Here is a 25913-nt window from a genome sequence, read left to right as displayed (position 1 = left end):
TGGTCGGGACATTTATGCTATATAGGGAAAGAAGAGACAAGTGAGGGTATTATGAGCGTAAAAGATAAAAGGACTGCGAAGTCCAACGAGAAATCTGCGGATAGAAGAGCGGGTAATTCTGCAGAACGTTCTAGGGAAAGAAGAGCAGGGAATTCTACGGGGCAAAAAGAAAAGAATTCTGCGCCCAAGGTGGCGCCGGCCTGGATGGCGGATCTGCCGGTGCAGATCGGGCAGCAATACGAGGCTGAGATTATCGGGATCAGCCATGATGGGGAAGGGGTGGGCCGTGTGAACGGCTTTACCCTTTTTGTCGCTGGTGCGCTGCCAGGTGAGCGTGCTCTGGTGCGGGTGGAGCATGTGAAGAAGCAGTACGGGTATGCGCGGCTGCTGCAATTGGTGGAAGAGAGTGCGGAGCGGGTCATGCCGGTTTGCAGCATTTATGAAGAGTGCGGCGGCTGTCAGCTGCAGCACCTGAGCTATGAGGCGCAGCTACGCGTGAAGCGTCAGCAGGTTGTGGATAATTTGCAGCGGATTGGGAAGCTGGATGTGGCTGGGGAGACCTCTGAAGGGATTGTTGTCCATCCCACGCTGGGAATGTCCGAGCCATGGCGGTACCGGAACAAGGCGCAGGTTCCTTTTGGGGAAGAGCGCGGCGGCCTCATTGGCGGATTTTATGCACAGGGAAGCCATCGCATCATTGATATGGAGGAGTGCCTGATCCAGCACGAAGCGAACGACGAAGTTGTCGCTCGGGTGAAAGAGATCGGTGCGCGGCTTGGTATTACCGCTTATCGGGAAGAGACGAATGCCGGACTGCTGCGCCATGTCGTCGTCAAAGTCGGCTTCCGCACGGGCGAGATCATGGTCGTTTTGGTGACCAACGGCAGCACGATTCCGCGTGTGGACGAGTGGATTGATGGTATTAGGGCTGCGCTACCTTCAGTGAAGAGCATTTGTCATAACATTAATGTGAAACAGACGAATGTTATTTTTGGGGGTGAGACTCGCGTACTGTGGGGCAGCGAAGTCATCTATGACTATATCGGCGATGTGAAATTTGCTATTTCCGCGCGATCGTTCTTTCAAGTGAACCCCGTTCAGACGGAAGTCTTGTACGGGAAGGCTTTGGAGTACGCCGGGTTGACCGGCGATGAAGTCGTTGTCGATGCCTACTGCGGGATCGGGACGATCTCCCTGTTCCTGGCGCAGCGCGCGGGACAGGTCTACGGCGTTGAGATCGTCGAAGAAGCGATCGCGGATGCACGGAAGAATGCCGAGTTGAACGGCATGACGAACGTGCATTTCGAAGCGGGCCCAGCGGAAGTGGTCCTCCCCGAGTGGACAAGTCAGGGCATTCGCCCCGACGTGATCGTGGTGGACCCGCCCCGCAAGGGCTGCGACGCCGCGCTGCTCGCGACGATCCTAGAGCTGCAGCCGCGCCGCGTCGTCTATGTGTCGTGCAGCGCATCGACACTGGCTCGCGACTTGCGCGTGCTGGTTGATGGGGGCTACAGCGTCGCGGAGGTGACGCCGGTGGATATGTTTCCGCATACGGTGCATGTGGAGTCGGTTGCGCTGCTTGTACGAAATGAAACAGATGCTGAAAACCCTTATTAATACTGGGTTTTTCCAATGAAACAGCAGGGTGAAATTAGTAATACAGTAGTGATTTTTAGTGGTTTTTTGGCCATTGGTGTAAAATTGGTGTAAAAACTCAACATAAATGAGCCGAAATCAGCGGAAATCACCCGAAAAGAGCCTAAAACAGGGCACATTTTGAATGAACTGTTATAGTCCATAAAAAAAGAAGCCGAACGATTGGTACAGCGATCGCTCGGCTTCTTTATGCTTCTTTACGATTTTTAAATGGAATGATCAGATCGAACTTATTGGCAGCTTCCTTATCCGCCTTCGATAATACATGGCCATAGATGTTCATCGTTGTCGTAATGTTGGCATGTCCCAGACGTTCAGAAATAATTTTGGCATGAACACCTTGGTTGATCAATATGGTGGCAGAGGTATGGCGTAAATCATGGAATTTGATGTATTTTAAATTTTGCTTCTTTAGGAAGCCACGAAACCACAAATAGGGGCTTTCTGGATAAAATGATCTGCCATACTGATTAAAGAAAACAAAGAAATGATCGTTATCTCGGGTTTTCTCTAATTCACCCCATTGATGTTGACAGTACTCGTGATATTCTCTAAGTTCTTCCCATACCGCATCAGATAGGTTTATTTTACGCGTAGATTTTTTAGTCTTGGGTTCTTTGATAATGGGATTACCGTTAATAAAATCAGAAATACTTTGTTTAACATTTATCGTACCTTGTTCTAAATCAACGTTCTTCCACTCAAGCCCAACCAACTCGCCGCGGCGTAGTCCAGTAGTTAAAGCAAGGGTGATCATCATGCGCCAATGATAAGCTTCTTTTTCTAATGCCTCAAACAATAGCTGAATTTCATCTTCATCGTATACTTCACTTTCCTTATATACGACTTTAGGCGATTTTACATCCGCAACAGGATTAGATTTAATAACTCTCCACTCGACCGCTCTTGAGAAGACGTTTTTCAACACTCGGTACACGTACTGAATGGTTCCAGAAGAAAGCTTACCATCTTTCCCATCCTGTCTGTGGCCTTCTTTGCCTAATTCACTTATTAAGGAAGCGACATGTAAGGGTTTCACTTGATCTAGTCGTAAGTGCCCAATAGCAGGAAGAATCCGTTTGTTTAAAATTCTTATGTAAATGGATAATGTCTTTACTTCAAGTTCCTGCAATGCATACTTGTCCCTCCATTCATCAATGAAAGCATGCAACGTCAATTTTTCAGGTGCGATGTAAGCTCCGGCGTGTACTTCAATCTCAAATTTGGAAAGTTCAAGTTCAGCCTCCTTTTTAGTTCGGCAATGAACGGTTTTACCGTGACGTATATATTTGCCGGTTGCATCTCTTCCGATGCTAACGGTTAATCTCCATGAATTCTTACCTCTTTTTTCTAAACTCGCCATAGCATATGACCTCCAGAGCAATAGGAATACATTCCAAGTATCACCACTTCAATATTGACCAATACATATGGCAGGAGATGGATTCAAAATCCATTTTCCCTTGAAAAATAATCCTTACAAAAGTATAGGGTAATTGTGAAACAGCCCAAACCAATGGGCTGTTTTTTCGTTTTGGGTTAAGTAGAACGAGGACGCATATGTGGGAAACTCCGTACGTATTATTGAACAAACATGAATGAACATAATGTTAGAATCTAACTCAAAATTAGGTTAAAGGAGCGGGTAGCGTGCCAAAAGTTGTTTCTATGCTTAACATGAAAGGCGGAGTCGGTAAGACCACCTTAACCTACAACCTTGCTTGGTATGCAGCTTTTAAAAAAATGTATAAAGTATTAGTCGTCGATCTTGATCCCCAATCGAATCTAACGCAAATTTTTATGGGGGGCGATGGGTATCGGGATTATTTAGAAAGTCCTAGGCAATCTATTGTAGACATTTTTGAAAACAGCAGCCAAGTTACAACTAATATTATTCATTCTGTTGACGAATGGACGGATGGTAGTCTACTACATCTAATTCCGGCGAGAGCTGAGTTATCGAAAACTTTGAAAAATCCAACGTCAAAGGAGCATAAGCTGCGCCGATTTTTAACGAAGGTTCAAAGTAATTACGACCTGATTCTGATTGATTGTCCACCGACTGACTCCATTCTATCAGTGGCCAGCTATTTGGCTAGCGATTCGTTAATTATACCTGTAAAGCCTGAAAAATTAGCAATCATCGGACTGCCACTGCTTAAGGGAAGTATTGAGGATTTCAATGAGGATAACGAAGGAGAATACAAAATTTCCGTTTCCGGAATTATTTTCAATAATGTAGAGGCAGGAGACATACCTGAAAACCGTATTTCCAAGAAAGAGGTTTTAGCTTTTGCTAAAGAAAACAACTGGCATGTATTCGACAATGAAGTTAGAGAATCCAAATCGTATGTTAACGGTATTCGTGAGGGAAAGCCGATGTTCAAAGATTCTAGATCACGAGGTCATATTATGGAAGAATTTTATGCGGTAGGAGACGAGTTTTTACGGAGTGTGGGTATTGAATGACGAATCAGTCCAAAGAGCTATTACTTGATTTGTTGAAGTTAAAAGTGCGGTATAGCGGCAAGGAATTCGAGCAGGTTGCTGACGTGCTAATGAAGGGTTCGGAGCCACTTCTGGCTCATATCATCAAATTAGTTCAAGAGCTTGAAGGTATTTCTGGAGCTAAACCAAGTACTCGTCCTAAAAAGGAAGCGGTTTCAAAGGTTCTAGTGAGTAGTTATACAATTACTGATCCTGAGGTTCAGGAGCTGCTTTTTGAAATAAATAAAATACTTTTGTCTAAAGATGCGTTCAGAACGGTAAAAGAGCTACAAAGCTTTGTTTCACGTAAGGTCATGTTGACCGCATCGAAAAATACAAAGGCCGAACTCGTTAATAAGTATATGAATTATATATCCGCTAGACCAAGGGATGAAATGATCAATGAGCGACAACTACTAAAAGATTCAGGTGATGATGTTTCTAGCTTCTTAAATATGGCCAATGCAATCGTAAGCTCGAGAAAAGAAAAGCGATACTAACGTAAAAATTAGACGTGTGACTTTTTCGGTCCACGTCTTTTATATGCGAACGGACATTCTCTGACATCATGTTGACCAAAGCATATGCTACATTCATATCAGAAACCAGATGAGAGAGGATGTTGCACATGAGTTCACCTATTCAAATGACCCATGCATGGAATAACGAGTATTGGCCAATGGGAGGGGCGGAAAAAACATTCTTGCTCCTCGAGTTAAAGGGAAATTCTGGATCTCGCTCTGACCGAGCGCCAATGAATATATCACTAGTGATGGATCGCAGCGGATCTATGTCTGGGGCGCCGATTGCTTACAGTAAGAAGGCTTGCCAGTTCGTAATCGATCAAATGAGCCAAGAAGATCAATTAAGTATGGTTGCTTTTGATAATGAGGTAACTACGGTGTTTGCGCCACAGAATGTGACTCACAAGGATGTCATGAAACAAAAGATAGAGACTATACAAGATGGTGGCAGTACCAACTTGAGCGGGGGATTGCTGCAGGGGATTCAGTATGTGGTACAAGGAAAAGTAGACGGTAGTGTCAACAGGATTCTATTATTATCCGACGGACATGCGAATGAAGGCATCACAGATCGGGCGAAGCTGCAGTCTATTGCAAAGGAATTTCATAGTCTGGGTATTGGAGTAACAACAATGGGCATTGGGGATGGGTTCGACGAGGAGCTAATGGAAGGCATTGCGGACCATGGCGGCGGAAACTTCTATTTTATTGAAAAGCCGGAAGACATCCCTGGAATATTCTCCAAAGAGCTGGATGGTCTATTATCTGTTGTTGCCCAAAATGTACAGTTAACGATACACCCTTCAGAAACAACACGCATTACTCGGATCTATGGTTATAAAGCTGAAGAAGACAATAATGGTCTGAAGCTGTCCATGGGAGATATTTTCGACCAAGAGGTGAAGTCAATCTTGCTTGAAATCACTTTCTTCCCTCATACCAATGGTAAACACGAAGTTCTTAATATCCAATGGGATTATGTAGATGTGACGGAAGGAGCAAAGCTGTGCACAATTCAATACAAGATCGAAGCCAATTTTACGAACGATCTTAATTTGATCATGAACTCATCGAACCCCCATGTGGAGAAACAGCTCAAAATCACGGAATCGGCCATGGCAATCGAGCATGCGATAATCGCTTTTGATCAAGGGGATGAGGAAATGGGAAAAATGCTTCTTCAGCAGCAAGCCGATGAGATGTTGGTGGCCGCTGTTAAATCGGAGGATGCAGAGTTACGTGAGGAAGCACAATTGCTATACAGCCAGCTAGAAAATTTCACATTTTCCAGCAAGACAAGAAAGACACTTCATGAACAGAAGTACAGGCAAATGAAAAGAAAGAAATAGGCAGGACTCTCCTAACCATAGGTCGAATTTACTATATCTAGTGGGTTGGTTCTATAGCACTATAGGGGAGAGAAATCGACATGAAAGAGCGCTTAATTCGGCTAATGCGAATGATTAATTTGATACAATCCAAACCGGGGATATTGGCCAGGGAGTTAGCGGATTGCTGCGAAACAACGGAAAGGACCATCTATCGCGATCTGGAAATGCTTCATGCGATGAATATCCCAATTTCGAATTACGGACATGGGAAAGGCTATGCGTTTATCAGTAATTTCTCCATGTATCCGCTAGATTGGACGGAGCAGGAAGCATTGTCATTCTCAATGTTACCCTCTGTAATGGAACAAATGAAGTCATTACTACCGGAAGGTTTTGACTCTGCCTTGGAAAAGGTCATGGGCGTTCATAAGAAAGAGAAATCAAAGCGAGCCGATATTTTGCAGCATGTGACAGATGTTATCCAAATGGGTACACCTGCCTATCGTGAGGAGGATGGAAGCGCTTCTTTCCTTTACGATATTATTCAAGCTAGATTATCCCAGCAAACGATAAGAACGGTGTATTACACGCAAAGCCGCAACGAGGAGTCTCAAAGAGACATTGATCCTTATTATTTAGTACCTCGAGACCATCGGTTTTACTTAATTGGTTATTGCCATTCTGCCGGCGATATCCGAACGTTCCGGATCAGTCGGTTTCGGGATGTGAAGCTGCTTAGTGATACCTTCGATAAAGGTGAATTTAATTTGAAAACCTATATGAAAAACACGTGGTCCATTGAGCGAGGCGCAGACCAAATTCGTTTTAAAATAAAATTTCATGCGAATATCGCTCGTTATGTGAAGGAAGAAGAGCTCTTTGTAAAGCCGAAATTGACGCCTCAGAAGGATGGAAGTCTACTTTTTGAAGTAACGGTGAATCATGAACGTGAATTTATGAATTGGTTAAGTCAATATGGTCCGGAAGCGGAGATTCTGGAGCCCAAAGTGTATCGGGATATCATGAGGCAGAAGCTAGAACGATGGAAATCCTTATACGAGTAAAAAGGAGCGAGATAGCATGGTATCAGCTTTTATTCGTAACTTACATGAGAGCTTTCAGACATTTCCTTTATCCAAAAAGGTACTTCTTGCCCCTCGGTTCGCTGACGGACAGATGTGGCTGCATCAAGTCTGTCGTGTCTACGGCCACGTTTTGAATGTTGAGGTACAAACGATAGAAAGCCTAGCCCTAAAACAGGCTGCACTTAAGCTTTTTCAGCAAAAGAAAACGGTTATTCGTCCCCAGCAATCATTCTGGATCATTCAGCAGATCATGATGGAACTGACCAAGGGAGAGGATACCTATCTTTCGGATACGATGATCACACCAGGCATGGTTTCCTGTTTTCATCGTTCCATTGAAGATTTACGGCAAGCCTTTGTTCAGGCCAAAGACTTAGAACTGTCTTATTTCATTGATCTCCCTAAGGGGATGTATGTGAGGGAAGTCCTTCTGCGTTATGAGAAGATGCTGCTGGAACACAATTTCGTGGATCAAATGCTGCTAACTGATCTCGTTGAGGTTGAGCAGGATGGTACCCTGTTTATCGTGCCTGAGAATAGCTTGCTTTCCCATGCGCAGCAGACGATCCTTCAGACGATAGCTGGAGAACGCTTAGTGAAGCCGATGTTGGGCTTACCATTTACAGCATCCGAATCTGATTTTCCGGCAGACAAGGCGCAATTGTTTCATGCAACGGGTACATTGGCAGAGGTTCGCGAAGTGATGAGAAGGGTATTAGTTCAGGAGAATCCACTCGATCAGGTCGAAGTCATTGCATCGAATTATGAAGACTACGCAAGTGCGATGCATACACTGAGCGCTGAGTTGGACATCTCTTGCACGTATGGGGGAGGGTTGCCGCTTCAATACGCTCGTATGGGCCGAACCTTATTAAAGTTGATTCATTGGCTCGAGAATGATTTTCCCATTGCGGATTTCATCTCTTTGTTACGTGACGGAGGCTTATCGCTGCGCAATGTGGATGACAGCATTCGATCATCGGAGTGGATCCGTACTTTAGAGAAGCTACCTATTGGTTGGGGCAAAGAGCGGTATTTAGATTTGCTTGAATCGATTGAAGTTGGGGGAGATGCAGAAGAGAAGCCACTGGTAGTCAGTCTTAGAAAGGTCTTTCAAGGCATATTCGCGAAATGGCCGAGTGAAGATGCATGGAGCCCAGCTTTTATCCTGACATGGTTACAGCGTATCGTTTCGGACTACGGTACGATTCAGAATGAAGATGATGCGGGTATTGTCAAAGAAATAGATGAGCTGGCAGCCACGCTTGCTTCTGTGGATGCGATTTCGCCCTCTCTGATGAAGAAAGACGTTGCTCAGCAATATGTCACACAGCTCCTATCCGGTATTCGTGTGAAAGTTGCTTCAACACCCTCACCTGGTGCTATCCACATTTCATCGCTTTCTGGTGGCGGTCTAACAGGAAGGCCATTCACGTATATCGTCGGCATGGATGAACATAACTGGTCCGTTGCTTCTCGTCAGGATCCGGTTTTGCTAGATGAAGAAAGGCAAAACATTAGCGCTCATCTGCTACTAGCATCAGAACGCGGCAAACTTGCGAAATTAGATCAACATAGAAGGCTAGGAAGCATTACAGGGAACGTAACGTTAAGTTACTCCTCTTATCAGATCGCAGAAGGAAAGCAAGCAAGTCCTGCGTTTGAGCTGCTGAAAATCTTCCGAAACAAGCTTCAAATGTCGGATGCAGATTACACTGCAATGGGAAATGCGCTCGGCATGCCTGTCAGTTATTTATCTCATAAGGCGACCAATGAGGTGAGCTTCCTGCCTTTGGACAGTTCCGATCTATGGACGGTCGCGTTGACGGATAAGCATGATCAAACGCGTAACGGGCGAGACACGTTGAATGCGGCGTATCCGCATATGAACAAAGGAAGTCAAGCCGTGATGAATCGCGTCTCCAACGCGATTACAGCACATGATGGCTTCATACAATCGGACACATTAGTCGCTGAAATGGGGCAACGCTCGTTTAGCGCAAGTCAGCTGGAACGCTACGCTGAATGCCCAATGAGATTCTATTTCGGTTATGTACTTGGGATATGGGCCAAAGATGAAGCTGTTTATGACCGAACGCGTTGGTTAGAACCTATGGATCGCGGGAATTTACTACATCGTATTTTTTACGAGTATCTGAAACAAATAACGTCGGACGGCTCACTGCCAGCAAATCATGACAGAACGATTATGCAAGCCATAACAGAAAAGCAATTAGCGGATTTCGAGCAGTTAGTTCCTGCGCCAAGTCAGCTTATCCTGCAAAAAGAGTCTGATGAGATCCGTCAGGATGTGGAATGGTTCTATAACGAAGAATTGACAAAGACGACACGTCCTCTCTATTTCGAGCAAGACCTTACGATAGATGGCGAGCCAATGACGTTAAAACTGACAGACGGTTCCTCTCTTACGTTAAAAGGATTTATTGACCGGATTGATCAGATTGGTCCGAATGCTTACCGAATCATCGACTATAAGACGGGGAGTCCGGGTAAGTATCGGGACAATGCGTATTTTGCCGGCGGAACGCAGCTTCAACATGCGCTCTATGCGCTAGCCGCGGAGCAGTGGTTGAAGGATACGGGCAGAGATAAGGATGCCCAGGTGACGGAGTCAGCGTACTATTTTCCGACAGCGAGAGGGGTTGGACGGGAAGTGGTGCGTGCGCAAGATAAGCGTGAGGTGCTGACTGGGCTTGTGAGAAGTTTGTTAACCTCCATGGAACAGGGTGTGTACATACCGACAGAGGATGCGAGGCGTTGCCGTTATTGCGATTATGCGACAGTTTGTGTGAATCATGCTTCTTTTATGGGTGATAAAAAGAAAGATCTGGGCAATGTTGTGAGGCTGAAAGAGCTCTTGGAGGTGGAAGCCATTGACTAGACCTAACGATTGGGAAGCTAGGAACCGTATCATCGATGATCTGAATACCAACTTATTAGTTGAAGCAGGAGCGGGTTCTGGTAAAACAACGAGTCTTGTAGGCCGGATGGTGTCTTTGATTCGAACGGGGAGCGCACAGGTTGATCGGATTGCGGCGATTACTTTTACGAATAAGGCAGCAGATGAGCTTCGGGAGCGTTTTCGATTAGCTTTGGAAAAGTCGTTGAGCAGCGCGAAAGATGCTGGGGAAAAGCAACGGTTTGCCGCCGCGATGGAAGGGCTCGATCAGAATTTCATAGGCACGATTCATGCATTCTGCGGCATGTTGCTTCGTGAGCGCCCGGTAGAGGCGGGATTGGATCCAGCCTTTAGAGAGTTAGACGAAATAGCGGGGGCGGAATTCCAAAGCCGTTGTTGGGACGATTATTTGCTGCAGCTTGAAGAACTTGGGCGGGTAAACGAGTTAGAGGAACTTCAGGGGTATGGCATCACCGTGAATACACTGAAAGCTGTGTATGATCGTGTGTCGCTGTTCAGTGATGTGCAGATCGAAGCGGCTGAGGTGCCGCGCCCTGACTTCGATTTGATTCGTTTGTCTTTGCCGCCATTGATGGCAATGGCATGGCCCTATATGCCGACCAATGAGCCAGAAAAAGGGTGGGATGCGCTGCAAAAGGTACTGCGTTTAATTAAGCAGAAGGAGCGCAATTGGAGCTGGGATAACGACTTCCATGTGCTGTCGATGGCAATGGAATTCGATAAGAAGCTGGAGGTCACGCAAAATCGCTGGACAGAGAAGGCCATGGCGAAGGAAATGCGGGATCGATTCCAAGACTGGCAGATCACCGTTCTATTGCCCTTCCTGAGAGCTTGGCGAGAGTATCTGTATCCGAAGTTCATTCATTTTGTCATGCCAGCCGTTGCCTATGCGCAGCAGAGAAGAACAGAGTTGGGGGTTGTCAGCTTTCAGGATTTACTCGAGAAGGCGACAGCTTTGCTGCGGGAATCCTCCGCTGTGCGGGGCTATTTTGCTAGTAGATTTCAACGGCTACTGGTGGATGAATTCCAAGATACCGATCCGATTCAAGCGGAGATGATGTTTCTTCTGACTGGAAGCGGAGATCGCGAGGGTGAACAAGATTGGCGCAAGCTGCAACCGCGTCCAGGCTCCTTATTTATTGTAGGTGATCCCAAACAATCGATCTATCGTTTCCGCCGTGCGGATATTTCCATCTATAACGAGGTGAAGCGCAGAATCGCAAAGTCAGGGGATGTGCTGCAGCTTGATGCTAATTTCCGATCTGTGCAGGCGATTGGCGACTATGTGAACTATCAGTTTGAGTCGAAATTTCCGAAGGAAGCGAGCGAGGAACAGGCTGCTTTTGTGAACATGCAGACACAGTCTCCGAATCCTGCCGATAAGAAAAAGGCCACACATGGTATCCATACATTGACCTATCCGAAAATGCCAGGGGGCAAAGCAACCGTTGCAAACGAAGATGCTGGAAGAGTATCAGCCTATATCGCTTGGGCTTGCGGTAAGAACGGGCTGAACATCCAGGAGCGAGATGCGAATGGCGAATATCAGATGCGGAGAGCCGTGCCGAGTGATTTTCTTATTTTGCTGAAAACGAGAGAATTCATCAGTCTGTATGCGGAAGCACTGGATAGCTGCGGAATTCCGGCAGATACGGCTGGCAGCGCGGCCATTTATCCCGAAATGTTTAGTTTGGCGCAGTTGGCTGCCTGTTTAGATGATCCTTCAAATAAAATTGCACTCCTATCTGTGCTTCGAGGCGAGCTGTTTGGCATTAGTGATCAGGAGCTTTACGACTATAAAAAGGCGGGATTTGCCTTCCACTATTTGGTGTCATCTGATGAAGGTGTAGATGTTGTGGAAGCGTTGCCTGTATATGGCGTGCTGGAGAAGCTGCGCACCTACTATGCTTGGACCCGTAAGCTGCCTGCACTCACAGCGTTATCACGCATCATGGTGGATATGGGCTTGCTCGTCCATGCCGCGCAGAATGAAGCAGGATCGACACGCGCGGGGACGCTAATCAAGCTATTGCAGCAGTTACAGGATGAAATCAACAGCGCAGCGGGTTGGGGAGCTTTGGCCGACACACTTGCGGAGTGGTGCCAGGGCAGAGGTGTCGAAACTTCCAGCTTATATGCGGGACGTAACAAGTCCGTGCGTATTATGAACCTGCATAAGGCGAAGGGTCTGGAAGCACCTGTAGTCTTCCTTGCTTGCCCTTGCGGTGAATCGGACCACGATGCAACGGAATATGTTGACCGGACTGTCGATCCGGCGGTGGGCTATTTTACCATCTCGCAGCAAAAGTATGAGTTCGCGAAGGAAACGTTAGCTCAACCTGTCGGTTGGGAGGCGATGAACCTCAGAGAACGAGAGTTTATGAACGCTGAAAAGGATCGACTCTTGTATGTGGCGGCTACGCGCGCGAAGCAAATGCTGGTCATCAGCCAGTACCCGGAGCAGCCGGCGAAAAGCCCGTGGAGTCCACTCCTGCTCGGGATGGAGATGGTTCCGGAGCTTGAAGTTCCTGCCTTTGAGGCGGAGGAACGTGTGGAATATAGTGAGCAGCTGGATTTAGCCGGGTTCATGGCAGAACGAGCTGCGAAAGTGGTGCGACTGGGGAGGTCCACCTACGCACGTGCATCTGTCACTGGGCTGACCAAGAGTTCGGGGGAAGTACCCGAATGGTCGTCCGAAGGACGCGGCATGGCTTATGGCAGCCTTGTGCATTTGGGCATTGAAGCTGCCGGTAAGGGCATTGCAGGCGAGCAGCTTGCGGCCTATATGGCAATGCTTGCGGATCAGCTCAAAGTGAACGCGGATTTCATTTCGGAAGCTTTTCTCGCTGTCGTTGCTTTTACGAACAGTGAGCTCTGGCAGCGAGCGCTTCGAGCGAAAACACGCCTGCACGAAGTCAGGCTTTTATTTAAGAAAAGTGCTGAGGGGAGTACTGTTGGGGATGACTCGGCCACGGAAGTTGCCGTTTCTGTGGAAGAGGGGGCATTAGCAGAGACTGTGCGTGATGTCTATGTTGAGGGTGTCATCGACTTCTTGTTTGAAGAAGAGGACGGTTGGGTGATCGTTGACTTCAAGACGGACCACTTTGAGGCGGGGAAGGAAGAGGCGTTTGTTCGCTTCTATCGGCCGCAGGTGTTGACTTATGCGCGGGAGTGGGAGCAGACTTTCGGGTATAAGGTGAAGGAAGCAGGGCTTTATTTTGTGGGGCATCAGAAGTACTTAGATTTGAATAAATAGAAATGTTGCTTAATAAAACAAGATAGGAATGTTCGTCGCACTTTAACAAGACCGTTCACAGATTCGGATATCATCCTTAAAGGATTATTGAAGCGAACAATGGGGAGAATTCTTCTTTTAATTGTAGGGTTAGAAAGTTATTTTCTAATGGGGAGATTCAATGGCAGATTTCCAATTAGTTACGGTAACGGTTAAGTCGTTAGAAGATTTTCTCTGGCAGGTTCAAAGCAGAGTATGAAACCGATCTCAGCAATTGAAAAGTTTGTTTATAAACGATACTATTCAAAATAACAGCACTAATATATATGAATCATAAGAAGACAAAAAATGAAAGGTGAAAAAATGGATACAAATAGAGAAATTATAGAAGAAAAAGACGAAAAAATTGCACAGCTAGAAAGACAATTAATAGAATTAAAGGAAGCACAACAACAAAGTGCTGCAACTTTTGCGGTAGATCATAACTCAAGATCTTTATCTCTTCCGAAAGGAATATTTAAGTCTTTCTTGAAAGTTGGTGGATTGAAGATTATTTTGGCCATCCTTGTTTTTTTAGTCATCACTTTAGGAGGAATTAGGCTATTTTCGGGCAGTACCTTCAAACAAAAGTCTGTCACGTATGTTGAACACGTTCAAGAGCTAGCCACATTGGCAACAGCTAAAGCTTATACGAAAGCGGTTATACACGAAGAGGATAATAAGATTTTTGGGAAAAACATCTCAATTGATCTGCTAGGAACAAAGCGAGAACTACTATTAATTGTACCTGGGACGGTTATTGCTGGTGTTGATTTGAAAGGAATTACTTCTAAAGACATGGTTATAAATGAAGAAACAAAAGAAATAGATATTACCCTTCCACATGCAGAGATTGTTCAGGACGCATCATTACAGATGGATAAAATACAAACCTATGTCAATGGTGGACTTTTTCGTGGTGATATTAAATGGAATGAAGGGTTTGACCTAGCCGCAAAGGCACAAGAGCAAAGTCGTCAAGATGCCATCTCTGGTGGTTTACTAGATACTGCAGAGAAAAATGCACAAAAAGCGTTAAAGGAATTTTTTAAGAATATTGGTTATAAGGTAAATGTCACGTTTAACTAATAGGACGGCCTGCCCATGCTACTTGGGACAGGCCTGTTCTGTGATTTACTGGGGGAACCATAGAGGTTTGTCGAATTCTACTTATTTCCAGAAATCGCCAATCATTAACCCGATAAATGAAATTTAACATTAGTATCAGAAGATATAAGGGGAAGCAGCATTGGAAGATAAGTAAGCGTCAAACAGCCCCCACCTTGTTTCCAAGATGAGGACTGTTAATCACTATCATAAGCCATCTGGTAATACGCTTTATTTAACAATTTCAGAAACTTTTGCCCCTTATGGGTCTCTTTTACGAGATCCCCCTTCTCCTGATAAATGATTACATCCTTGTTAAGGAAATAAGGAATTCGTAGTTTCCATAATCGTGCTATTGTAAACCGTTACGTTGCCTAATGGAGACCTTATCATTATTCATATTGCTGAAAATGGAAATATTATAGAGATAAATCACATGATGAAGTGATCTTCGTTCGCCTTAAAATAACCAAGGACTACCTTCTGAAGGCAGCCCTTGGTTTTATTTTTCATATGGCCATACCAATCAATTCAGCTAATTGGCTAAACGGTTTATTCAATCCATCCCCTGTAGAATAAACAAGAGAGGTAGAATATTGCTGCTCAGTTGCCGCGTTGTTTTTCTCGAGGGTTAGAAGAGGGAAAACCCTTTTAAAAAGCTTTGCAGTATTAAAAGCATCATCAAGAGCATTATGGTGACTGCCTAAGAAGCCAATCTCAACAGCAGCGAGTGCTTTTTTCAATCCAAATCGCTGACCGTAGTCAGCTCCTTGTAAACGGGTAAACATGAGCTGAATGTCGTTATAATTTTGGATCCAATTCAGCTCGATCTTATGTAAGGCGCAGTGTCTGACTAATTGATGCTTGTCATCCGGACCCCATGAGCACATGAAATAAGGTGAATCTCCTAGCCAAAGAGTAAAATCACTTACGACATCTTTGAAAGTAGGCGCATTTTTTACTTGTTCTTGTGTAATGCCTGTGAATTCTGTAGTAAGTGTTGTTATCGTTTTATAATTGTTTGGACGGACATGAGTGTGAAAAAGGTCAACTATGGAAAGATGACCATCTTCATCACTTAACTTTATCGCGCCAATTTCTAAAATATCGGCTAAGTACTGACTTCTTCGCAAAACGGTAAATTCCATATCAAACACAATGTAATTCATGTTAGATTCACCCTTTCGTCAACTTGTAAGGATAGGATAGCATATCAAATTGACAAATTAATGTCATGGAACGGATGTTCTAGATGGAAAAACATTTTCATTTAGAAATCAAATAGGAATGATTATAATTGGAAATTAATGTATGGAAGGGGGATGGTTTTACCGTGTGGAATAGATCCAATGTCTTTATTTTGTGGGCATCAGGAGTATGTTGGTTTGAATAAATGAGATAAAGAACCGAATGGTTCTTATAGTACTGTTCGGTTCTTGTGATTTCACATAATGATTGAAGAATAGGAATAAATGTATGTTGTACTCTTAAATGTAACTCAATACTGAAAAAGGGAGGGGAATTGCTTTCTTTGTCGAATAGTTCTTTACGTATAGTACTTTTGTCATGGGTCCATAAATGTCGAAATTATAAAATTATCCTATGGTTAATTGCATACATATTTTAGGCTAATGTTATGTTCTACATATTCTTAGAACGTTTGTTTGCTGACAGAGCATTGACATAATTAGGAGTTATAATTGCACTTATAAAAGTATTTACCCGGAGGCGGTTTCCATGAAGCAGTATTTACTTTGTGACGTAAACAAACGATGCACGGTTTGCGGGTCCAGTCTTCATCTCATACGAAAAAAAGCTGCTTGGTTTTATCAATATAAGCAAACATCAGTGGAACGGCCAACAAATCTATATAACTGTCGAGTCTGTCATCTGGACCATGTCATAAAGGGTGATCATGTGGATGATTCTGGGTGGGAACGTCTAGAATTGCTCATAACTACGCCAACATCTATGAAAAATACTGGTCATCGAGGTAATATAACTTCAAGTTCTACATTAAAGACTTATATTGACCCAAAAATAAAAGAAGAGAATACACAAAAAAAACAATTAGAACAGCCAAAAAAGCCAAAGAGTCAGGAGCAACCTGTCCAGATCGACCTTAAGAAGAGCAAGGGAATCCATAAAACAAATCATCAATATCGGAACTGTGGTAATTGCGATTTTTTTATAAGTAATATTTGTCGTACGCACTCACTTAAGACGTTTGAAAATGATGTTTGTAATAGATTCAAACATTATCATAAACGAGAAGTCTTCGGAGGAAGTTTCTCGCCGCGGTAGGATTATAAAGATTAAATATGTTTTGCTTTTCGGAGTGGAGGAAGAACTATGACTGAGAAAGTAGAAGAAAACCAAGAATTGGCTAAGAAAAAGCTGGTTCAAATATATAAATATTTACAAGCTCTTGATCAGCTTAGAAATCCAGTGAAGAAGCAAATCGAGGACCAACTATGGACTCTTTGGTTTAAAGATTTGCCTCAGCAACAAGACATTTTATGTGATTTTTTATCTGATATTGAATTTCCCGATCGAATAGATGGTAACACTCCGGAGACTTATTTAACTGTTAGAAAGCCAGACTTAACTTCATGTCCAGAGCCACCTTTTGAGTTACAAGGCTGGCTTAATTCAGGTTGGAAAAAAATTGAAAACGAGCCCGAAATCATTGAGTCTATTTATCATAACCGGGATGAAGAAGCAGTTGAATTATTTACTGATGACGAGAACAGAATCGCTGTTTACGAAGAATGGTTAAATGAAAGAAACCAATGGAGGCTTATTGAACTGCCCGCACGCAAAACCATGAAGATATTTGAAAAGTTATACTCATTATATTCTTGGATAGAGCGTGAGAATGACCAAGTTGAGTTAATCCTTGGTGACGGCATACTTGACTGGAAATTAACTAAGGGAATAAGTATCCATCATCCAATCCTTCTGCAAAAAGTAAGATTGCTTTTTGATCCCAATGTTCCTGAGTTTACTCTAGTTCCCACGGAACAAACCATTGAGTTTTTTAGTGCATTGTTTAGGGATGTTGAAGAAGTAAGTGCATATTCAGTGACTAGATGTACGGAGGACATTGAGGCAATTCAGTGTACTCCTCTTGGATATCATGTTACAGATGATTACCTTAAAAGGGTTATAAGTCATTTGACAGCGAAGGGGCAGTTTGTTGCATTTGGCGACTCAACTAACCAGATTACATTAGAAGAAAGGGCTCCTTTTATACAAAGGAATCCAGTCCTCTTTTTAAGAAAACGCTCATTGGGTTTCACAAATGCTATAGAAGACATTATAGAAGACCTCATTGAAACAGCTGTATTACCTGAAGCTGTAACTAGAATTACAGGTATTGATTTAGGAAGTGATAAATCCTCAGACCGGGGTATCTTTCAGTCTCTAGATGTTAATGGAGAAAATGAAGATATTCTCTTTACGAAAGATGCGAATTCTGAGCAGCTTGACATCGCTTTAAAGATAAACAAATATGGGTCAGTCTTAGTTCAAGGCCCTCCTGGTACAGGTAAGACACACACAATTGCAAATCTTCTTGGTCACTTTTTATCTGAGGGAAAAAGCGTACTGGTGACAAGTCATACATCCAAGGCTCTGAATGTTTTGCGTGATAAGGTTGCCGAACCTTTACAGGATCTTTGCGTCAGTGTTCTGGACGAAGAGGGTGGAAGAAATCAACTTGAAAACTCGATCGATATCATAACAGAAAAACTAAATTCATTACATCCCAAACAAGCAGAAGAAGATATTAGAAATCTGACTCAAAGAAGAAACCATTTGCTTGAGAGTATCCGAAAGATCAATAGTGATCTAAAGCATACAAGGGAGAATGACTATAGATCTATTGTGTTCACAGGTCAGGAATTTGAACCGTCAAAGGCGGCAAGGTTAGTTTCTGCTGGTCAGGAACAACTTTCTATCATTCCAGGGGAAATTACCCTAGGTAAAGAGTTCCCTTTTACGAAGGACGAAGTTGAATTCCTATATATGAGTACAAGTGAAGTTTCTTTAGAAGAGGAGCAGGAATTCCAAAGTGTTGAACTGCATCCTCAAAAAATAATGACACCAGAAGTGTTTGGCATTATGGTTAATGATCACGATGCTTTATCTATAAGCTTAAAGGACTCGCATGACAACTATTGGGAAGAAAAAGACGGAATTTCAATTACAGAATTGCAGAATACGTTACAACAAGTAATTAACACAGTGGGTATTATCTCTCAAGAACATCAATGGAAATTAGAAATAATTTCAGCAGGAAAAAGTGGAGCTAATAGGACAAAAGATTGGGAAGAATTAAACCGTGAAATTACGGAATTAATAGAACTTTATCATTCCGCCAAGTCAGCTCAGTATAAATTCGGTCCGTCTATTGAAGATGGTGTTGAGTTAGATCTGCTATCCGAAGTTCTTAAAGAAGTTATCAGTTATTCAAAGGAAGGTAATAAATTAAATTCGTTTCAGTTATTATTGAAACCAAAATGGAAAAAGGCAATTTCTTCTATTAAGGTAAATGATCAAACTCCTAAAGAGATAGATCATTTTGAAGCTGTACTAGTTCATGTCGAATATAAGAAAAAGCGACATCAAGTGTTTAATCGATGGAAGCGTCAAGTAACGTCTATTGGTGGATACGATTTAGATTCGTTAGGAGATGAGCCGGAAGAATCTTTAGAGCAAATAAAGAATGAAATTCATTACTGCCTAAACTGGTTTCAAGTATCCTGGAGCAAACAAGTCCAACAATTAACTGACTTTGGTCTTCAATGGGAACCTTTGCTTCAATCAAGAAAAGCGGAAATTTCTAAACATTCTGAGCTGTATCATCTTAAAACGATCGTTGAAAACGAGCTTGTAGAAGTAGTAAGTTCTTATATTAACAAATTTAATTGGAACAACTTATTGCAAAATCAACTACAACTACAACAAACAATTGACACATATACCTCAAATGGGTCATTACTTGTCACCTCTTTGAAGCAAGCTGTTAATGAACTCGATGTAAGCAAGTATGCACAAGCGTATTCAGCATTAGAAGAACTTTGGGGTAAAAATGAATTAATGCAGAGAAGAAGTCATCTTTTTAAAAAACTTGAAGCAGTAGCCCCTAGTTGGGCGGATGTTATCAGGAATAGAGAAGGTATACATGGTAATAGTATCGTACCCAATGATTTACAGAATGTCTGGCTTCTAAAACAATTAGATGGGGAACTTTCGCGGCGAATAAGTCTTTCTCAAGAAGCCTTGCAAAAAGAACTCTTAAATTTGCGCGGCCAATTTAAGAGTATTACAACTCAATTGGTTGAAAAAAGAGCTTGGCTAGCATTAGCGCAAAAAACAACCTTACAGCAGCAAAATGCACTACAAGGATGGAAGTTATTAATGAAAAAAGTCGGTAAGGGTACTGGGATTAGAGCACCACATCTAATTGCAGAAGCAAGAAGCCTAATGCCATTGTGCCAAACAGCAGTTCCGGTATGGATTATGCCAATACACCGTGTCGTCGAAAGTTTTAATCCAACAGAGAATCAATTTGATGTAGTGATCATTGATGAAGCGAGTCAGGCAGATGTGATGGCTTTAACTGCACTGTATTTGGGAAAACAAATTGTAGTTGTTGGCGATGATGAACAGGTTAGTCCTGAAGCAATAGGCCAAAAACAGGAAGAAGTGCAAAAGCTTATAGACATGCACCTCAAAGGGATTCCAAATGCAGCATTGTATGATGGCCAGACATCAATTTATGACTTGGCAAAAACGTCGTTTGCCGGTATGACTCAACTGAGGGAACACTTCCGTTGTGTGGAGCCTATCATTCAATTTAGTAATCATTTATCCTATCAGGGGAGAATATTACCGCTGAGAGATGCAAGTTCAGTTCTTACAAGACCTTTTACAATTGAGTACAGAGTGGATGGATTTCTCTCAGGTTCTAAAAAGAATGATGTGGAAGCCAAAGCGATAGCTTCACTTATTATGGCGGCCATTGAGCAAGATGCATACAAGGACGCTACTTTTGGCGTTATCACGCTCTTAGGCGAGGAACAAGCTATTTTGATCGATCAATATTTACAGAAGTACTTGCCGGCTACAGAGTATAAAAAACGCAACATTCGTTGTGGAAATTCGGCGCAATTTCAAGGAGATGAGAGGGATATTATCTTCTTATCAATGGTTCATTCTTCTGATGGAGATGGGCCTATGAGGATGCTTTCTGATCCTGGAGATCGCATGAAGAAACGATACAATGTTGCTGCTAGCCGAGCAAGAAATCAACTTTGGCTCGTACACTCTCTTTATGCTTCAGTACAATTAAAGGATGGGGACTTACGTAAACGACTCATCGAACACATTAGAAATCCGTATGCTGCTGAAGAAATGTTGAAACAAGCAGAGCCTAAGATCCAATCTGAGTTTGAAAGACTAGTTATTCAAAGACTCTTTCAAGAAGGTTATAAAGTAACGCCCCAATGGAAAGTCGGAGCTTATAGTATTGATATGGTAGTTGAAGGTGGAAGGAAAAAACTAGCAGTTGAATGTGATGGTGATAGATGGCATCCAATTGAAAAGATTGGTGAAGATATGGCGCGACAAGCCATTCTTGAACGCCTTGGATGGACATTTGTTCGAATTAGAGGTGGAGAGTTCTTCAGAAACCCAGAAAATGCTTTAATTCCATTGTTTAATACGCTGATTTCAATGGAAATACCAAGAGAGCTTCACACTTTGAATTCGATAGATTCTGTTGTTGGCAATCAAGATGAGGGTTTAAAGAATACTGTAATTATTAGAGCAGGTCAGATAAGGAAGGAATGGGACGAACAACAGGGGGAGTACTTGGGCCTTAATAAAAAGGAGAAAGTAAAAAAACCGAAAATCGAATCAAGATCAACGAGTAAGCTGGAATTTAATTCTAGCAGGAATGAAATTACTACTCCGATAAGCCCAACCGCTGCTCAAATTTATCAACAACCAGACTTATTTGAGGAAGATTTAGTAATGAATATTCCTAAGCAGATAGAGATTCCAATTTTTGAAGAAAAATTAATTAAAGCAACTTTTGATCTTCACCAATATCTCCAAGATAGAAACGTACCTTATATAGATAAAAGGGATAAGGGCGGGGCGCTTTGGGTTATCGGGGATAAGAAAATAGCTCATCACTTTAAAGAACTTGAAAAGTATGGGATAATTTTCAACTACTTGCAAAATGGCAGTCAAGCTTCCCAGAAGAAGCCGGCGTGGTATACTAAATATCAGGAATGATATTTGAACAATGATAGAATTCGAGGTTGAATCAGGATGAGCATCAAATTAGAGAATCTACGCATTGAGATTTCTAATGTCATAAATCAAAGATATAAACTATTATTTCTTATTCCGGAATCAACGACCCAACAGAAACTAATCAATGATTTAAATCATGAGGGCATTCCCACAGTAAACATTGGTTTATACTTGTCAGAACAACTAAGATTAATCCCCTCAGATAAACGGCCTTACGATGTGGCAAAATGGCTAAGGCAGGCTATAAATGAACAAAAGAATGATGTTGTATGCATACACAGTATTGAATATTTATTTGATACTGAACTAAAGCAAAATCCTGTGAAGTTGCTGGAAGCAAACAGTGGAAATACGGTGCTATTGGTTGTCTGGCCTGGCAAAGGTGAACAAGGAGTGCTTTATTATGCAACTCCTGAACATCAGGAGTATACTCAGAATTCTGAATACAGTAATAGTATTATTTTTTATTAATCGCGGAGGGATATACATATGAAATATAGAGATCTAATACAGTTTGAACCAATTAAATCAATTGTTGTGTTAAAGAATTCTGTTGAAGATCAACTGGCTAAAAAACTTGTTGAAACTTACGTGATTTCAGATCGTATGGCAGATGTTATCGATAGTGTAATTATTGAACAGCTTCAGTTTCAACGTCCGATAGATCATAAAGGGATTATGGTCGTAGGTAATTATGGTACAGGTAAATCTCATTTGATGAGTGTTATTGCAGCTATTTCCGAAACAACTGGAATTTCTGATCATATTCAAAATGAACGAATTGCAAAAAAGGCCAAAGAGATTGAAGGGAAATTTAAAGTACTTCGGGTTGAGTTTGATGGAATCGTGGTTCCGTTAAGAGAAGTGCTCTTCCATGAGTTGACAAGGTTCCTTCAAGATAATGGCGTGGACTATGAAATGCCAGACTTGTTGAAATTAACCAGCAATAAGGACGAAATGATGCGCATGATGTCCGCTTTCCATGAAGTGTATCCAGATCATGGCTTTTTGCTAATCATTGACGAGTTACTTGACTACCTGCGTACACGAAAAGAACAGGAATTAATTTTGGATTTAGGTTTCCTAAGAGCATTAGGAGAGATATGTCAAAATACACGATTCCGTTTCATGACCGGAGTACAGGAAATGCTATTTGATAATCCTAAATTTCAATTCGTAGCATCAGAGCTTCGTAGGGTCAAGGAACGTACTGTACAAGCGATCATTGTCCGTGAAGATATCGAATATGTTGTATCCCAACGTATGCTCAGAAAAGATGACAGGCAAAAAGCACTTATTCGAGAGCACTTACAACAATTTGCGCCACTTTTTGAGAAGCTAGGCGAGCAGATTGAGAAGTATGCAGAATTGTTCCCAATCCACCCTGCATATCTTTCTTCATTTGAAAAGGTCAAAATTGGGGAGAAACGAGTAGCTTTAACTACAATAAGCCAAGAAATTAATAAGCTACTAGACACAGACGTACCACTTAATAGTCCAGGTGTCATTTCTTACGACAATTATTGGTTACACATTGAAAGTGACAGTAGTCTTCGTAATGATGTTGATGTTAAAGAGGTAATGGATAAGTCCGCTATTTTATTTGACCGAATTGAAAATGCTTTTCCAAAAGCTAAAGCATCGTATAAACCAATGGCCAAAAGAATAGTCCGTGCACTATCAGTATTTCGATTGACGACCGATGATATAAAAGTAAAGATTGGTGTCACGTCAGCAGAATTAAGAGATCAATTATTCTTATATATCGATTTCCCGGACTTAGATTCTGATTTCTTAAATGCTACGATTGACACTGTATTAAACGAAATTATGAAGTCGGTAAGTTATCAATTTATTTCGTTCAATCGCGATAACGGCCAGTATTATCTTGACTTAGATAAGGATACTGATGTAGATGCATTGATTGAACAAAAATCAGAAATGTTAGTTAATAATCAGCTGGACAGATATTACTTTGAAGTCCTTGAGAAGTTAACAGACGATGGATCTCCAAGTATAGTCTCTGGATATCGAATTTGGCAGCACGAATTGAACTGGTACTCGAGGAAAGTAACACGGCCAGGGTATTTGTTTTTCGGTGCGCCTAATGAACGCTCCACAGCACAACCGGAGCGGGATTTCTATATTTATATGCTTCAACCATACGATCCACCTAAATTCAAAGATGAAGCAAAACCAGATGAAGTTTTTTTCAAACTAGATACAAAAGATGAATCATTTCATAATGCCCTTCGTCTATACGCGGGTGCTAGGGAGATGTCCATAACTGCTTCAAGTGTAACCAAAAAGTTGTATGATGATAAATCTGCCGAGTTCTTAAGAAAATTAATGAAGTGGCTTGTTGAAAACATGCCATCCGCATACAAAATGACATATAAGAGCGTTACGAAGAAACTTGCTGATTGGAGTCTATCTGCTCCTGCTCAAGCGACAGTGCGGGAGATTATCGATGCTGCAGCAGATGATTGCTTAACTACTTGGTTTGAGGAGAAATACTCGGATTATCCTACATTCCGACTTAGTACCATTAGTATTACTCGAGAGGCCATGTTAAAGACGTATATTCCTGAGACATTAACCCAAATCTTGAATCCAAAAACAAAAACAGCAAGAACCATACTTGAAGGATTAGTCTTGTTGGATGGAGAGAGAATTAATGTACATAAATCGGGATTTGCAAAATGGATAATGAACTTGTTAAATAAAAAGGGAAATGGAAAAGTACTGAATTCTTCTGAACTACTTGAAGTTCTTCAATCTCAAGGAGATTGGGAAGTTAAAAAAACGATTGAGTATCAATTGGAACCCGAACTCTTAAGTGTAATATTAGCCACTCTAGTTTACACTGGTGATATTGTTATAACGATTAACGGAGAAACTTATGATTCCATGAAGTTTAACCAGTTGATCGCTTTGAAAGCTGAGGGTATCACTGAGTTTAGTCACATTAAGAAACCAAGTGATCTGCCATTATCAGAGCTGCGGGCATTGTTTGATTTATTTGGAATTAGTCATGGATTGCTTCAACCAGATTCTCAAACGAATGGGGTTCAAACGCTTCAAACAATCTTGCAGCAAAAGCTAGCTCAACTGGTTAAACTACAACATGAGCTCAAGGATAAGATTCCTACATGGGAATTGCCGCTTTTATCGGATGAGGAGTTGCAGGAGTATCAGGGCAAACTTCAAAGGTTAAATCAATTCCTGCAGAGTCTTCAAGTGTTCGATACACCGGCAAAGTTGAAAAATTTCAAAAAGAATATAGATGAGATTCAAAGCCAACAAGAATTTATCTTGTTAGTGGATAAGCTTATCAAATGGCGCGAGCTCGCTTCTCAAATTACAAAAAAAGCGAATTACATCGTAAGTGCGAGAAATCATGTTTCGATTACAGATGAGTGGTACATGAAAGTTGAAGGTGCATTGGAAGATCTATTCCTCTCCTTAAAGACTAATAGCGATTGCATTGTTGAACTACAAGTGATTGACCAATTGAAGGATCAGTATATTGCTTTCTATTACGCGCAGCATTCGTCATCACGCCTGGGCGCAACGGAGGAAAACAAGTTCAATCAGCTCAAACGCGATGGGCGTATCGATACATTGCAGAAGATTTCCGTGATTCCAATTTTGCCTGCACAACAACTGCAAACATGGAAGGTAAAGTCAGATGGTTTAAAAATTTGCTGGAAGTTACAAAAAAGCGAATTGGAGCATTCTCCAGTTTGTCCACATTGCCGATATCGTCCAAAAGATGAGAAATTTGCTCAGCAGTTAACTGTTCGACAATTGGAAACGGAACTAGAAGAATTACTTGATTCTTGGACTAATACTTTGTTGACTAATCTTAATGATAGTGAATTAAGAGAGAACATTGAATTACTTACTAAAGATCAAAAACAATTAATAAAGCAATTTATTGACGATAAAATATTTGGGATCCCAGTTGATTTACGTTTAGTTCAGACGATAAAGGAAGTCCTAGAAGGCATCCAGAAAGTTGAATTGCCATTAAATCGGTTATTGCAAATGGCAGGGGATGGAAGTCCATTAACAATCGAGGAGCTTCGCCTACGATTTGAGCAATTAGTGCGGGAACAGGTTGGTTCCCAATCTTCTAATCGAGTAAGGATCATGTTAAAGAAGGAGTAACTTAAT

At 42.1% G+C, this 25913-nt stretch carries 13 protein-coding genes; 11 read left to right on the top strand and 2 right to left on the bottom strand.

Going from position 1 to position 25913, the window contains the following annotated elements; genetic code table 11:
• Window positions 1-51 precede the first annotated feature (51 nt).
• On the top strand, window positions 52-1617 hold the full coding sequence (gene rlmD / locus ACUN27_RS35050) for a 23S rRNA (uracil(1939)-C(5))-methyltransferase RlmD (RefSeq protein WP_445560493.1): 1566 nt from the start codon (window positions 52-54) through the stop codon (window positions 1615-1617).
• Between the two features lie 226 nt (window positions 1618-1843).
• Here the strand turns inward: rlmD and ACUN27_RS35045 are convergent, their stop codons facing one another.
• Window positions 1844-3019 carry a tyrosine-type recombinase/integrase gene (locus ACUN27_RS35045; RefSeq protein WP_445560492.1) on the bottom strand — a complete coding sequence of 392 codons (1176 nt, stop codon included), beginning with the start codon at window positions 3017-3019 and terminating at the stop codon, window positions 1844-1846.
• Window positions 3020-3306: 287 nt separating this feature from the next.
• Between ACUN27_RS35045 and ACUN27_RS35040 the strand changes: the two genes are divergently transcribed.
• The 7 genes from ACUN27_RS35040 (at window position 3307) to ACUN27_RS35010 (ending at window position 14387) form a co-directional block, all read left to right on the top strand.
• Window positions 3307-4125, top strand: coding sequence for a ParA family protein (locus ACUN27_RS35040; protein ID WP_445560491.1), 819 nt, complete (start codon window positions 3307-3309; stop codon window positions 4123-4125).
• Window positions 4122-4643 (top strand): hypothetical protein, encoded by a 522-nt coding sequence (locus tag ACUN27_RS35035; RefSeq protein ID WP_445560490.1) that lies wholly within the window; start codon window positions 4122-4124, stop codon window positions 4641-4643. The genes ACUN27_RS35040 and ACUN27_RS35035 overlap by 4 nt, the downstream gene beginning before the upstream one ends.
• 254 nt (window positions 4644-4897) lie before the next feature.
• A complete protein-coding gene (locus ACUN27_RS35030; RefSeq protein WP_445560489.1) occupies window positions 4898-6016 on the top strand; it encodes a vWA domain-containing protein in 1119 nt (372 codons plus the stop codon).
• A gap of 80 nt (window positions 6017-6096) precedes the next feature.
• Complete coding sequence (locus ACUN27_RS35025; protein ID WP_445560488.1) at window positions 6097-7062, top strand: helix-turn-helix transcriptional regulator; 966 nt, start codon at window positions 6097-6099, stop codon at window positions 7060-7062.
• A 16-nt stretch (window positions 7063-7078) separates the two neighbouring features.
• Entirely contained in the window at window positions 7079-9985 is a 2907-nt protein-coding gene (locus tag ACUN27_RS35020) for a PD-(D/E)XK nuclease family protein (RefSeq protein WP_445560487.1), read from the top strand.
• Complete coding sequence (locus ACUN27_RS35015; RefSeq protein WP_445560486.1) at window positions 9978-13280, top strand: UvrD-helicase domain-containing protein; 3303 nt, start codon at window positions 9978-9980, stop codon at window positions 13278-13280. The genes ACUN27_RS35020 and ACUN27_RS35015 overlap by 8 nt, the downstream gene beginning before the upstream one ends.
• 327 nt (window positions 13281-13607) lie before the next feature.
• Entirely contained in the window at window positions 13608-14387 is a 780-nt protein-coding gene (locus ACUN27_RS35010) for a DUF4230 domain-containing protein (protein WP_445560485.1), read from the top strand.
• A 527-nt stretch (window positions 14388-14914) separates the two neighbouring features.
• On the opposite strand, the gene ACUN27_RS35005 is transcribed toward ACUN27_RS35010, so the two are convergent.
• Window positions 14915-15574, bottom strand: coding sequence for an exonuclease domain-containing protein (locus tag ACUN27_RS35005; RefSeq protein WP_445560484.1), 660 nt, complete (start codon window positions 15572-15574; stop codon window positions 14915-14917).
• Window positions 15575-16757: 1183 nt separating this feature from the next.
• Between ACUN27_RS35005 and ACUN27_RS35000 the strand changes: the two genes are divergently transcribed.
• Genes ACUN27_RS35000 through ACUN27_RS34990 form a run of 3 tightly spaced genes read left to right on the top strand, consistent with a single transcriptional unit; the run spans window position 16758 to window position 25907 of the window.
• On the top strand, window positions 16758-21713 hold the full coding sequence (locus tag ACUN27_RS35000) for an AAA domain-containing protein (protein WP_445560483.1): 4956 nt from the start codon (window positions 16758-16760) through the stop codon (window positions 21711-21713).
• 36 nt (window positions 21714-21749) lie between these two features.
• The gene (brxF, locus tag ACUN27_RS34995; protein ID WP_445560482.1) at window positions 21750-22205 is read left to right on the top strand and encodes a BREX-3 system P-loop-containing protein BrxF; all 456 of its coding nucleotides are present in this window, start codon (window positions 21750-21752) and stop codon (window positions 22203-22205) included.
• Window positions 22206-22223: 18 nt separating this feature from the next.
• Complete coding sequence (locus tag ACUN27_RS34990) at window positions 22224-25907, top strand: DUF6079 family protein (RefSeq protein ID WP_445560481.1); 3684 nt, start codon at window positions 22224-22226, stop codon at window positions 25905-25907.
• Window positions 25908-25913: the final 6 nt, after the last annotated feature.

Source organism: Paenibacillus sp. WC2504, from assembly GCF_052682475.1.
Note: the sequence above shows the minus strand (reverse complement) of the source record. Positions and strands in the feature narration are given on the sequence as shown.